The sequence below is a fragment of the Pseudomonas sp. GW821-FHT07B01 genome (assembly GCF_059419065.1).
The window spans coordinates 1-13,106 of record NZ_JBWKRA010000003.1 but is presented as its reverse complement, the minus strand read 5'-3'; the positions used below and the strand labels follow the sequence as shown (position 1 = coordinate 13,106).

The following is a 13,106-nucleotide window of genomic DNA, read 5'->3' as shown; positions in this document are numbered from 1 at the left end:
GGTGCCGTTTGGCATGGGTTTGATGTTACGCGTTGCATTTTTTTAGAGAACTTCATTGCGCTGATGGTGACTATCGATGCCAACGATGGTCCCGCTGGCGGGACCATCACTGCGGCCGTCATGGCATTTGCGGCAGTTCGTTGGGGCGCAGGTCAAACACCAGTACTTCAGCGTCTTCGCCGTGGCTCAGGCGGATCTGGCGTTCGTCCCGTACGCGTACACCGTCGCCTTCCTGCAAGCGCTGGCCGTTGAGTTCAACGCTGCCGCGCGCCACATGGATGTAGGCGTAGCGATCCGGTGCCAGCTCCAGGCGGGCACTTTCGTCAGCGTCGAACAGCCCGGCATACACCCGTGCGTCCTGGCGCACTTTCAGCGAACCGTTGGCGCCCTCCGGCGAGATGATCAACTGCAAACGCCCGCGTTTTTGCGCTTCTGTGAAGTGCTCCTGCTGATAGCGCGGCTTGGCGCCTGCTTCGTTGGGCACGATCCAGATTTGCAGGAAGTGCACGCCATGACGCTGGCTGTGGTTGAACTCACTGTGGGCTACGCCGCTGCCCGCGCTCATCAGTTGCACATCGCCGGGGCGGATCACCGAGCCGGTGCCCAGGGTGTCCTTGTGTTCCAGCGCGCCTTCGAGCACGTAGGAGAAGATCTCCATGTCACGGTGCGGGTGCTGGCCGAAGCCTTTGCCTGCGGCGACGCGGTCGTCGTTGATCACCAACAGGTCGGAAAAACCCTTTTCCTTGGGGTTCCAGTAGTTGGCGAAAGAGAAGGTGTGGAACGACTTCAACCAACCGTGATTGGCGGCGCCGCGTTCGGAAGCTTTGCGAAGGGTCAGCATGGGTCCAGTCCTCAAGTGAGCGCGGGCTGCGAGATGCAGAGCGCTTGCGTTGAGAAGAAGGTTAATGGTTAACGAATGATTGATTAAGAAGATGAAAATAGAATAACTGTCTCTTTAAAGTTGACAGTTGAAGTCGTGCCATAATGCCCGTCGCACTCCTTCTCGATGGACATTTCCCGCTTATGAAAACCGTGGCCATGGCGCTGTTCCCGGACTTCCTGCTGCTCGATATGGCCGGGCCGCTGGAAGTGTTTTCGATTGCCAACCGCTACCTGCCGGCGGCCGACCACTACCAGATCCTGACCATCGGCACTGAGCCCGGTCCGTTGCAGGCCTCCAATGGCGTGAGCGTGCAGACCGACCTGCTGTTGGAACAGGCCCAGGCGGCTTATGACCTGCTGTTGGTGCCGGGCGGCCCCGGCGCCTATAACGAATGCCACCCCGCGTTGTTGCCCTGGCTCAAAGCTGCGGCGCCACGGGCTCGGCGTTTTGGCTCGATCTGCACCGGCGCTTTTGTGCTCGGCCACGCAGGTTTGCTCGACGGGCACCGCGTGACCACCCATTGGCACTACACCGAGCGGTTGATCAAGGCGTTTCCCGGCGCCATCGTCGAGACCGATCGCATCTATTTGCAGGACGGGCGCCTGATTACCTCTGGCGGCGTCACTGCGGGTATCGACCTGGCCCTGTCGGTCGTGGCCCAAGACCATGGCAAGCAAGTGGCGGTGGATGTGGCCAAAGTGCTGCTGGTGGTGATGAAGCGCCAGGGCGGCCAGGCCCAGTTCAGCCCGATGACTGCCGCCGTGGCGCCTCAGGAAACTCCGATCACCCGCGTGCAGAACTACGTCCTGGCGCATCTGGATCAACCCTTTACCATCGAGTCCATGGCTGAGTTGGCCGGAATGAGCGCACGCCACTTCGCGCGGCTGTTCGCCAAGGACGTGCAGATGACGCCCATGGCGTTCCTGCAGGGCGCGCGCATCGACCGGGCCCGGCACCTGCTGGAAACCACCGACCTGCCGCTCAAGACCGTGGCCTTCCACGCAGGCTTTGGCAGCGTGCGGCATATGCGCTTTCTGTTCAGCGAAAAGCTCGGGCTGAACCCTACCCAATACCGACAACAGTTCAGTTAACGACACCATGTCCGTCTCAGGCACCCGATTGTCCGTATCGCTCCCCGTGCCAGCATTGTCCTGTCATCGCCAACTGGCAAGATAGCGTCGAGCCCATGGAAAAAGGATGCGCAGGCACTCAAGCACGGGTGTTTCAGCGCTGTGACGGACATGCAAAATGCTACGGCGGTGAGCTTTGGCCCCTACACCTTTCATCGGCAGCAGCGCCTGGTCAGCAAGGCGGGCTGGCCGGTGCCACTGGGCGGGCGAGCCTTGGATATTCTCGCAGTACTGCTCGAAGCGCCCGGGCACTTCGTCAGCAAGGCGACCTTGATCGAACGGGTTTGGCCCAACAGCGTCGTTGAAGACAGCAACCTGCGTGTGCATATCGCCGCGCTGCGTCGTGCCCTTGACGGCCAACGCTGGATCCTCAATCACCCCCAGCGCGGTTACTGCTTCGCTGCGCCTGCGCAGGACGCGCTGCCGACGCTGCTGCCTCAGCACAACCTGGCTGCACGGCTCAGCCCGGTGGGGGGGCGAGATGAACTGGTGGGCGTGCTGGCGCGACGGTTGCCTGTGCAGCGGTTATTGACCCTCACCGGCGTGGCCGGCATTGGCAAGAGCACGCTGGCCCTGGCCCTGGCCGAGCGGGTATTGCCGCGTTATCGCGACGGCGTATGGTGGGTCGACATGGCCGTTGTGCAAACCCCGAGCGAACTGCTCGGTAGCCTGGCCAGGGTGTTGCAGTTGCATTCGACGCCCGCGAGCCTCAACGAACTGGGCCGGCGCCTGGCCTCGCGCCACGTGTTGCTGGTACTCGACGGCGCTGACCTGCTGCTGGGCGCGTGTCGACAACTGATGCGTGCGCTGCGCGAGGCGGCGCCGGGCATCAGCGTGCTGATCACCAGTCGCGAAGCCTTGCTGGCCCCTGGCGAGTGGATAGTGCGCGTGCCTCGGCTGGCAGTGCCGTCGCCAAAGGCGTTGGCCAATGTCGAGCAGGCGATGGCCTGTCCTGCGGTGCAACTGTTCGTGGCACGCGCGCGTGCCAATCAGCAGGGGTTTGATTTGCGGCCCCAGGACCTGGCGCCGCTGGGCGACCTGTGTCGGCGTCTGGACGGCCTGCCGTTGGCCCTGGAATTGGCGGCCGCCCAGGTGGATGCGTTGGGCATCGGCGGTGTGCAGATGCAAGTACGCACAGGCTTGCAAGTGCTGGCCCGTGGGCGCCGCACGGCAGTGGAGCGCCATCGCTCACTGACCGCGGCCCTGGATTGGAGCTACGAGCGCTTGAGCCTGCCGGAGTGCTGGCTGTTTCTGCAATTGAGTCTGTTCAAGATGGCAGTCACCTTACCCACCCTGAGTGACCTGGTGGTCGGTACCGAGCTCGAACATGCCGACCTGTCTTACCTGCTGGCGCGCCTGGTCAACGTCTCGCTGCTGAGCGTCGAGCCCGGCCTGGGCCCGGCGCGCTATCGGCTGCTCAACTGTGTGCGCAGCTACGCCCTGGGGCAACTGCGCGACCCGCGTCAGGTCGCGCGTTTGCAGCAGGGCTACGCGCCTTGCCTGGGGGCGTTCTCAGGCCGGCCGTTTGTCCTGCAACTCGTCGAGCAGGCAGCGCACGCGCAGTAGATCCTGAGTGGCGAAGCCTTCGCTGAAACGTGCGTGGATTGAACTGAGCAAGTCCCTGGCGAGCTGAATGCGCCCCTGCTGTTGCCACAGTTGCGCCAGGGCTGCGCCGCAGCGCAGCTCCCAGGCCAGGGCGCCTTGCTGGTGCGCCAGGCCCAGCGCCTCCAGCAGCAGGGTTTCAGTGGTGTGCTCATCCTCTAGCTGCAAGGCGTACACCCGCAGAATCTCCGGGGCGCACCAGCCCGCAGCGCCACTGCGCGCACGTTCCAGGGTTGGTGCATCCACGGCATGGGTGCCGAAGGTGATCAAGGTGTCTTGGATCAGACCCAGGCCCTGCCAATCCGGTTGGCCAAGAATACCGGCGTAATGTCCGGCCCAGGTCTGGAACAACTGCACAGAATGCTTGTGCGACTGCTCCAGCAGCAGCCTTTGCAGGGCTTGGGCGTCGTCTTCGGCGCCGTTGTAGCGGGCGATCACCACCCCAGCCAGGGCCAGGGTGTAGCAAATCGAGGTGCCGTGGTTGATCTGTAGCGCCAACTCCAAAGCCTGACTGGCGGTGCGCCAGGCGCGCTCGGGAAAGCCCTGCAACCACAGGATTCGCGCCAGCACGGTCAAGGAGGCGACGCCCTGGTCGTACTGCACGCCAACCCCGAAGGCAAAGCGGTTCACGTGACCGCTTTGGGACATGCGCTGCAGCACCTGCTCGGCGTGGTGTCGGGCGAGCGTCTGGTTGCCGGTGTAATGCTGACCCAGCGCACGCAGCCGCTGCGCGCTAAGGCCCAGCAACGGCTCGGTGCGTGGGTCGAGGCGTTCAAACTGCACACTCAGCGCCTGCGCTGGGCCGTAGCGCCCGGCGCACAGGTTCACCGCCATCAGCCCGGAGACCGCCCGCAACTGGCCGCCAAGGTCCTGGGTTGTCTCGGCCAGGCGTGCGGCACCCTCGAATGCCGCAATGGTCCGAGGTGCGGCGCCCATGGCGTGGTAGGAGAGGCTGCCCAGGGCCAATTGCAGTTGCAGGGTCAATTGCGTGCAGGGCGCGGTGACCTGGCCGATCAGCGCCAGCGCCTGGTCCACATAGCCGCCGTGCTCACGCAGCAACGACAACTCTTGCCACAGCGGCATCGCGCTGACCGTCAGGCGGATAGCCAGCAGCTGCGCACCGTCGTCAGCAAAGCCCCAGTCGAGGGCGGCACGCACGTCTTCGCGCAGCGGTGCGTAACGGTCGATCCACGGCTGTGTGGCGATCAGGTCCCAGTCGCCCTGGGCCTGTTCCATCAGCGCCAGGCAGCGTGCAGCGTGGCGCTCTCGTGTGGCATGCAGTTCGCAGGCCTGGCTGAGCTTTTCCAGGGCGTAGGTGCGGGTGATGTCCAGCAGGCGATAGACCATCTCGTCATCGCTTGCTTCCACGTTCAACAACGACTTGGCCACCAGTTGCGTAATGGAGCCCAGCACTTCGGCGGGGGCCACTTGCTCCCCGGCGATCACCGCCGCTGCGCTGACCAGGCTGAAGCCGCCACGGAAGACCGCCAGGCGGCGCAGGCAGATTTGTTCGCACGCGGTGAGCAGGTCAAAGCTCCAGTCGAGCGTGGCGCGCAGGGTTTGCTGGCGTGGCAGGGCACTGCGTCGGCCGCGGGTCAGCAGGCGAAAGTTGTCTTCCATCTGCACCAGCAGGCCCGGCAAGCCAAACCGTTCAATTTGCGCGGCCACCAGTTCGATCGCCAGGGGAATGCCGTCCAGGCGCTGGCAGATATCAATCGCCAGGGGCAGTTCAGCGTCGCTGAGGGCAAAGCTCTCCTGGTGGGACATGGCGCGCTCGATCAGCAATTGCATGGCCGGGTAACCCAGGGCCTGGGCGCGGTTGCCGGTGGCGGGCGGGCAGGCCAGCGGTTCAAGGCGCTGCACATATTCACCTTCGGCGCGCAGGGCTTCGCGGCTGGTGGTGAGGATGTGCAGGTGCGGTGCATGGCGCAACAGGGTTTCACTGATCAGGGCGATGTCGTCGAGCAGGTGCTCGCAGTTGTCGATCACCAGCAGCATCTGGCGTGCCTGCAGGCTGCGGGCGAGGCTGGCCAGGGAGGCATTCTCGCCCGGTGTCAGGCCGAGCAGGGCGGCCAGGTTGGGCAGGATCATGGACGCGGCACTGAGCGGCGCCAGGTCCAGCAGGTGAATACCGTCGCGGTAATGCCCGATCAGCAATTCCGCGACGCGCAGGGCGACGGTGGTCTTGCCGATGCCACCGGCGCCGGTCAGGGTGATAAAGCGCTGCTGCGGCAGTTGTTGTACCAGGGCGTCGATCAGCGCTTGGCGGCCGATCATGCGCGTGCGCCGCAGGGGCAGGTTATGGCTGGGGCGTTGGGGCGCACCGTCGGTGGGCAGCGTCATGGGTTCGATGCTCAGTGGCGCAACAAAACTGTAGCCGCGCTGGGCGACCGTGACGATATAGCGCTGCCCGGCCTGGCCGTCGCCCAGCGCCTTGCGTAACGCAGCCATGTGCACCCGCAGGTTGCCGTCTTCCACCACGCTTTTGGGCCAGACCCTTGCGATCAATTCCTGTTTGCTCACCACATTGCCGGCGTGCTCCAGCAGGATCAGCAGAATGTCCACCGCCCGCCGCCCCAGGCGCAGCGGGCGGCCGGCCTCCAGCACCAGGCGCTGGCGCGGGTGGATGCGGTAGGGGCCGAAATGCACGGCCTGGTCGCTCAAGTCATTCATGGCTGCCCAGGTTCTGGAGGAAGGGAGCGACCAGCATATTCCAGGTACGTGCAGACCACTAGGCAGCGATCACATCAGGTTTGCTGCGCGAGTGGTGATTTCGCCAGGTCATCGGGTTGACGCCTTCGCTGCGGGTGAACATATGGCAGAAGTGCGCCTGGTCGCAAAAGCCACATTCCAGGCTGATCTGGGTGAGGCTCAGGGACGAGCCGGTAATCAGTTCCTTGGCGCGCTGGATGCGTTGCTGGCGAATCCATTCCTGGGGCGACAGCCCGGTGGTGCACTTGAAGGCGCGGGAAAAATGGCTGCGCGACAAGGCGCAGGCCTGGGCCAGGTCGGCGATCGCCAGGCTTTCGCCGAGGTTGGCGAGGATCAGTTGCTTGGCGATGCGCTCGCGCCGGGGGCACAGGCCACCGGTGGCGGGCAACCGGGGGGAATATTGCTCGAGTCGGGCCATGACAAATATCCGCAGTCGATGGGAACGTTCCCGGTGGATGGGTGCAGTGTAGACGCGCTTCATCTTGTTGCCGGAGCGCCTGGCTGACGAGTTAATCGTTGTTAATTTCGCCAGGTGCGGTGCCGGAAAAGACAGCACAGCTATGCAATCCCAGGCGTGCAGTGCATGCTTCTCTGGCCCCCTGGAAAACGTTTGGATAGCGCCCATGAACCGCAACGATCTGCGCCGCGTCGATATGAACCTGCTGGTGATTTTCGAAGCCTTGATGTTCGAGAAAAACCTGACCCGAGTCGCCGAAAAACTGTTTATCGGTCAACCGGCAGTGAGCGCCGCGCTGGGCCGTTTGCGCGATTTGTTCGACGACCCGTTGCTGCTGCGTAACGGCCGTGCCATGGAACCCACGGCGCGCGCACTGGCGATACTCAAGGAGCTGCAACCTGCCATGGACACCATCTCGGGCGCCGTCAGCCGCGCCAAGGATTTCGACCCCTCCACCAGCTGCGCGGTGTTTCGTATCGGCCTGTCCGATGACGCGGAGTTCGGGCTGTTTCCGTCGTTACTCAGCCGCCTGCGCGAAGAAGCGCCGGGCATCATCGTAGTGGTGCGCCGCGCCAATTACCTGTTGATGCCTTCGCTGCTGGCCAGCGGTGAAATTTCCGTGGGGGTCAGCTACACCACCGACCTGCCGGCCAATGCCAAGCGCAAGAAGCTGCGCGATATCCCCTGCAAAGTCCTGCGCGGCGATGACGGCGAGGCGCCGCTGACCCTGGATGATTACTGCGCCAGGCCCCATGCAATGGTGTCGTTCTCCGGTGACCTGAGCGGTAATATCGACCTGGACCTGGCCCGCATCGGCCGCTCGCGCCGCGTGGTGCTGGCGGTGCCGCAGTTCAGCGGGTTACGGGCGTTGCTGGCGGGGACGCAGATTATCGCGACCGTGCCCGATTACGCCGCGTGCGCGTTGACCGAAGGCACACGCCTGCGCGCCGAGGACCCGCCGTTTGCGATTGATGCGGCGGAGCTGTCGATGGTGTGGAGCGGGGTGCATGACAACGACCCGGCGGAGCGGTGGTTGAGGGGCAGGATTGCTGAGCATATGGCGGGAGAGCTTCCTCCGGCGGCGGCCTGCCAGCCAACGCGCTCACAGCGCTAGAGTGCTCCAGCGAGCTGTGGGCTATCCATTACATTTTTATAAGGTGTAGTCGATACAGCTATGCGCGTTGTGTTTGCTCTTGCTGGGCGTTGCGCACTACAGCTGCCAGGCGTTTGAGGCCTTCGTCCAGTCGTGCTGGATCGATGTGACTGAAGTTCAGCCGCAGATACCCTGGGTTATTGTCCGGATCTGGAAAGAATGGTTCGCCTGGCATGAACGCCACATCCGCTGCAAGCGCGGCCTTGAGCAGCGTGCGGGTATCCAGGGGCCGCTTTAAGGTCAGCCAGAAAAATAGCCCGCCCTGTGGCACATTCCAATCGGCCAGATCGGAAAAATGGGTTTCCAGTGCTATCTGAAAAGCGTTCCGCCGAAGCCGGTAGAAGTCCCGTAATTCAGCCAAGTGGTGCGCAAGGCGTTCTGTTCCGATCCATTGCAACGCTTGCCATTGACCCACGCGGTTGGTGTGCAGGTCGGCAGACTGTTTGAGCCGTAGCAAATGCGGGAATAGATCAGCGCTGGCAATCAGGTAACCGACCCGCAAACCAGGCAGCAGTGTTTTCGATACAGTACCGGTGTAAATCCAGCTGGCCTTTTTCAGGCGACCTACAATCGGCGTGGCACTGCCGCCGTCGAAAGTCAGGTCCCGGTAGGGTTCATCTTCGATCAGCGTCACACCGAATTCATCAAGCAAAGCCGCCACGGCGTCACGTTTAGCCTCACTGTAGCGTACGGCAGATGGGTTTTGAAAAGTCGGGATTAAGTAGATAAATGCCGGCCGGTGTTTTTCCAGGCGAGAGCGCAGTGTCTCCAGGTTCGGGCCATCAGCCTCCAGCGGGACGGTGATGCAATCAGCACCGAAGAGCTGAAAAATCTGGAGCGCGGCCAAGTAGGTTGGCGCTTCGAGAAGAATCTCGGTGCCCTTGTCGAGATAGAGCTTTGCAGCCAGATCGAGAGTTTGCTGGGAACCACTGACGACCAGGACCTGACTTGCCTGGCATGGCACACCTAGCGCTCGCGCTTGAGTGGCCAAACTTTCACGCAAAGCTGGCTCACCTTCACTCGTACCATACTGGCCCATCGAGACGGGCATCTGAGCCCAATCGACTTTTGGCAACATGACCTCAGCCGGAAGACCTCCCGCGAACGACATCACTTCCGGACGCTGGGCAGCGGCAAGGATTTCACGGATCAAAGAACTTTTAAGGCGCGAAACACGTTCGGAAAAAGCCATGAAGGTCACCGCTGGCAAGGTTTATTAGAATTAGTCAAACTGCTTGACCGAAATTACGACGACTGGAAAGGATAAGTCAATATGCTTGACCTTAAAAATCGCGATTCCCAGCAGCAGGCCATGGAAGCGTTCTTCTTCGGCTACCGCGCCTTTACTGCCAAGGCCGACGGTATGCTTGAGCGCCGCGGCTTGAGTCGCGTGCACCAGCGCATTGTGTTTTTTATCTCTCGCTATCCGAACTTGAGCGTCAAGGAGTTGCTCGCATTGCTCGGAGTGACCAAGCAAGCGCTGAACACGCCACTGCGCCAGGTGATCGAAATGCGCCTGGTAAACAGTATCGAGTCGCAGAGCGACAAGCGTAAACGGTTGCTCGAACTGACCGATGCTGGGCTGCGTCTTGAACAGGCATTGCGTCGCGAGCAAGTGAAGTTACTGGAGCACGTGTTCGCCGAGGCCGGAGAGACGGCCGTGAATGGGTGGCTATCGGTAAACCTTGCACTGGGGAAAATCCAAATGCCAACCGAATAAAAATTCGCCCCGCGATCTGTCAGCCTGTTGGTAGGGCGCACGGGGTCACCGGCGGTACCGGGGGAGGCCGCTACTGTTTTGTTTTCAGGCCCTTGTGGCATGCCAGCGCTCACTGAAAGCCAAACAGCACATACATCCAATTCTCCCCAGCCGCCAAGCCGCCAGACTCTCCCCATCGCTCAATACCCCGGGGAAGCACTCAGCCATGGATTCAACCACCAACACCAGCCCCGACGAAGTCGTCACCCTGGTCGTCAAGCACCGGGTCAAACCCGGTTTTGAAGTCGAGTACGAAGCCTGGTTGCGCCGCATCGTGCGCATCGCGGGCGAACGCCCTGGGCACCTTGGTGTTGACGTGGTGCGCAGCCAGCAAAACGGCATGGCGTTGTTCACTTGTGTGCTGCGCTATAGCTCCACCAGCGCCCTTGAGCTATGGCTCGGCTCCCCGCAACGCCAGGCTCTGATCGACGAAGCCGCGCCGATGCTGGCGGACGGCGACCAGACGGAAATCGGCGCGGCCAATGAATTCTGGTTCACGCCCCAGGCCGAGGGTGGTGCCAAGCCGCCGCGCTGGAAGCAGGCGGTGGTCAGCCTGTTTGTGATCCTGCCGCAAACCCTGCTGCTGCCGTTTATCTGGGGGCCGATCCTGCGGTTGCACCCGTTTCTGTCCAATTACGTGGTCTCCACCTTCCTGGTCACCCTGACCATCGTGTTGCTGGTGGTGTACCTGCTGATGCCGGCGGCCACCCGCCTGTTCGCTCCCTGGCTTGAAGCCTCTGTAAAGGAAACCCTATGAACGCCGATCTGATTCTGTTCAATGGCCAGTTCCACACCGTGGACCGGGAAAACCCACGCGCCACCGCCGTGGCCATCCACCAAGGGCGCTTTGTCGCCGTGGGTACCGACGGCGAAGCCATGGCCCTGCGCGGCAGCGGCACCCAGGTCATCGACCTCAAGGGCCGCACCGTAATTCCCGGCCTCAACGACTCGCACTTGCACCTGATTCGTGGCGGGTTGAACTACAACCTTGAACTGCGCTGGGAAGGCGTGCCGTCCCTGGCCGATGCCTTGCGCATGCTCAAGGACCAGGCCGACCGCACGCCCACGCCGCAATGGGTACGCGTGGTGGGCGGTTGGAACGAATTCCAGTTCGCCGAAAAGCGCATGCCCACCCTGGAAGAACTCAACCAGGCCGCCCCGGACACCCCGGTGTTCGTGCTGCACTTGTACGACCGCGCCTTGCTCAACCGCGCAGCCCTGCGGGTGGCGGGCTACACCAAGGACACGCCGAACCCGCCGGGCGGTGAGATCGTACGCGACAGCAACGGCAACCCCACCGGCATGCTGGTGGCGCGGCCCAACGCGATGATCTTGTACTCTACCTTGGCCAAAGGCCCGAAACTGCCTTTGGAATACCAGGTCAACTCCACCCGCCAGTTCATGCGGGAACTCAATCGCCTGGGCCTGACCAGCGCCATCGATGCCGGCGGCGGCTTCCAGAACTACCCCGATGACTACGCGGTGATCGAGCAACTGGCCAAGGATCAACAGTTGACGGTGCGCATCGCCTACAACCTGTTCACCCAGAAGCCCAAGGAAGAGCTCAGCGACTTCAAGAACTGGACCGGCAGCGTCACCCTGCATCAGGGCGATGACTACCTGCGCCATAACGGGGCCGGCGAGATGCTGGTGTTCTCGGCGGCGGACTTTGAAGACTTCCTCGAGCCCCGCCCGGACCTGCCGCTGACCATGGAACAGGAGCTGGAACCGGTGGTGCGCCACCTGGTGGAACAGCGCTGGCCGTTCCGTCTGCACGCCACTTACGACGAGTCCATCTCGCGCATGCTCGACGTGTTCGAGAAGGTCAACCGCGATATTCCGTTCAATGGCTTGCCGTGGTTCTTCGACCACGCCGAAACCATCACCCCGAAAAACATCGAGCGTGTGCGTACCCTCGGTGGCGGTATTGCGATCCAGGATCGCATGGCGTTCCAGGGCGAATACTTCGTCGAGCGCTACGGCGCCAAGGCCGCCGAAGCCACGCCGCCGATCAAGCGCATGCTGGCCGAAGGCGTGCCGGTAGGGGCGGGCACCGATGCCACCCGCGTGTCGAGCTACAACCCCTGGACCTCGCTGTACTGGATGGTCAGCGGCCGCACCGTCGGTGGCCTGGAGCTGCACGCCGAGGGCTTGCCGCGCCTTACCGCATTGGAGCTGTTCACCCACGGCAGCGCCTGGTTCTCGTCCGAGCAGGGCAAGAAAGGCCAGATCAAGGTCGGTCAACTGGCGGATGTCGCCGCGTTGTCGGCGGACTTTTTCAGCGTCGAGGAAGAAGCCATCAAGTGGATCGAGTCGGTGCTGACAGTGGTCGGCGGCAAGGTCGTGTACGGCGCTGGCGACTTCGAAGATTTCGCACCGCCACGAGTACCGGTGCTGCCCGACTGGTCGCCGGTGGTCAAGGTGCCAGGGCACTGGCGCCCGACGTCGCCGATGCAGGCCCAGGTTCACCAGTGCAGCGGCCCTTGTGGCGTGCATGCCCACAGCCATGAAAAAGCGCGCCTTTCCAGCGTGCCGGTCAGCGACTTCCAGGGTTTCTGGGGGGCGTTCGGCTGCTCCTGCTTTGCTTTTTGAAAAACACCCCATCCCCAAAGGAGTTACCCATGACTTACAAGCGCTTGAACAAAGACGATGCTGTTGTGCTGTTGGTTGATCACCAGACCGGCCTGATCTCCCTGGTGCAGGATTTCTCCCCCAACGAGTTCAAGAACAACGTGCTGGCCCTGGCCGACGTGGCGAAGTTCTTCAACCTGCCGACCATCCTGACCACCAGCTTTGAAAGCGGCCCCAACGGCCCGCTGGTGCCTGAGCTCAAAGAACTGTTCCCCGACGCGCCGTACATTCCGCGCCCTGGCCAGATCAACGCATGGGACAACGAAGATTTCGTCAAGGCCGTCAAGGCGACCGGCCGCAAGCAGATCATCATTGCCGGTGTGGTGACCGACGTGTGCGTGGCATTCCCGACCCTGTGTGCCCTTGACGAAGGCTTCGAGGTTTTCGTGGTCACCGACGCTTCCGGCACCTTCAACGAAACCGTGCAACAAGCTGCCTGGGCGCGTATGACCGCCGCCGGTGCGCAACTGGTCAACTGGTTCTCCGTGGCCTGCGAGCTGCAAGTGGACTGGCGCAACGATATGGAAGGCCTGGCCAACCTGCTTTCGCCGCGCATTCCCAACTACCGCAACCTGATGAACAGCTACTCGGCGTTCGCTGCCAAGTAACCTGCTCTGTAAAACACCGCAAAGCCCTGTGGGAGCTGGCAATCCGGCTCCCACAGGGGTTATGTATTGCCCGCAACATTAGCGCCTGGCACAGATCCCCTGTGGGAGCGGGCTTGCCCTAATGCCAGTCAGTTAAGACAGAATCGGTAACTGTGGCGAGGGAGCTTGCTC

General features: G+C 62.5%; 11 protein-coding genes. 7 read left to right on the top strand and 4 right to left on the bottom strand.

The features are described 5' to 3' along the window. Window positions 1-118: 118 nt before the first annotated feature. Window positions 119-841, bottom strand: a complete 723-nt coding sequence (locus tag AC07S6_RS04155) for a pirin family protein (protein ID WP_495111776.1) — start codon at window positions 839-841, stop codon at window positions 119-121. Between the two features lie 182 nt (window positions 842-1,023). On the opposite strand from AC07S6_RS04155, the gene AC07S6_RS04150 reads away from it, so the two are divergent. Next, a complete protein-coding gene (locus AC07S6_RS04150) occupies window positions 1,024-1,974 on the top strand; it encodes a GlxA family transcriptional regulator (RefSeq protein ID WP_181125455.1) in 951 nt (316 codons plus the stop codon). Window positions 1,975-2,124: 150 nt separating this feature from the next. Beyond that, window positions 2,125-3,579: an ATP-binding protein gene (locus tag AC07S6_RS04145; protein ID WP_495111775.1), complete on the top strand. Its 1,455-nt coding sequence runs from the start codon at window positions 2,125-2,127 to the stop codon at window positions 3,577-3,579. On the opposite strand, the gene AC07S6_RS04140 is transcribed toward AC07S6_RS04145, so the two are convergent. Further along, complete coding sequence (locus tag AC07S6_RS04140) at window positions 3,526-6,288, bottom strand: ATP-binding protein (protein ID WP_054898658.1); 2,763 nt, start codon at window positions 6,286-6,288, stop codon at window positions 3,526-3,528. The genes AC07S6_RS04145 and AC07S6_RS04140 overlap by 54 nt on opposite strands. 58 nt (window positions 6,289-6,346) lie before the next feature. Continuing rightward, on the bottom strand, window positions 6,347-6,745 hold the full coding sequence (locus tag AC07S6_RS04135; RefSeq protein WP_034127392.1) for a helix-turn-helix domain-containing protein: 399 nt from the start codon (window positions 6,743-6,745) through the stop codon (window positions 6,347-6,349). Window positions 6,746-6,950: 205 nt separating this feature from the next. Between AC07S6_RS04135 and AC07S6_RS04130 the strand changes: the two genes are divergently transcribed. Next, window positions 6,951-7,898, top strand: a complete 948-nt coding sequence (locus AC07S6_RS04130; protein ID WP_050499506.1) for a LysR family transcriptional regulator — start codon at window positions 6,951-6,953, stop codon at window positions 7,896-7,898. A gap of 58 nt (window positions 7,899-7,956) precedes the next feature. On the opposite strand, the gene AC07S6_RS04125 is transcribed toward AC07S6_RS04130, so the two are convergent. After that, on the bottom strand, window positions 7,957-9,129 hold the full coding sequence (locus tag AC07S6_RS04125; protein WP_198862108.1) for an aminotransferase-like domain-containing protein: 1,173 nt from the start codon (window positions 9,127-9,129) through the stop codon (window positions 7,957-7,959). Window positions 9,130-9,210: 81 nt separating this feature from the next. Here AC07S6_RS04125 and AC07S6_RS04120 point away from each other — a divergent pair, with 81 nt between their 5' ends. The 4 genes from AC07S6_RS04120 to ycaC all read left to right on the top strand — a co-directional run bounded on the left by AC07S6_RS04120 (window position 9,211) and on the right by ycaC (window position 12,935). Beyond that, window positions 9,211-9,657, top strand: coding sequence for a MarR family winged helix-turn-helix transcriptional regulator (locus AC07S6_RS04120; protein WP_495111774.1), 447 nt, complete (start codon window positions 9,211-9,213; stop codon window positions 9,655-9,657). A 205-nt stretch (window positions 9,658-9,862) separates the two neighbouring features. Next, entirely contained in the window at window positions 9,863-10,453 is a 591-nt protein-coding gene (locus AC07S6_RS04115; RefSeq protein WP_072448821.1) for an antibiotic biosynthesis monooxygenase, read from the top strand. Next, window positions 10,450-12,288, top strand: coding sequence for an amidohydrolase (locus AC07S6_RS04110; RefSeq protein ID WP_495111773.1), 1,839 nt, complete (start codon window positions 10,450-10,452; stop codon window positions 12,286-12,288). The genes AC07S6_RS04115 and AC07S6_RS04110 overlap by 4 nt, the downstream gene beginning before the upstream one ends. 29 nt (window positions 12,289-12,317) lie before the next feature. Beyond that, window positions 12,318-12,935: an isochorismate family cysteine hydrolase YcaC gene (gene ycaC, locus AC07S6_RS04105; protein ID WP_003191905.1), complete on the top strand. Its 618-nt coding sequence runs from the start codon at window positions 12,318-12,320 to the stop codon at window positions 12,933-12,935. Window positions 12,936-13,106: the final 171 nt, after the last annotated feature.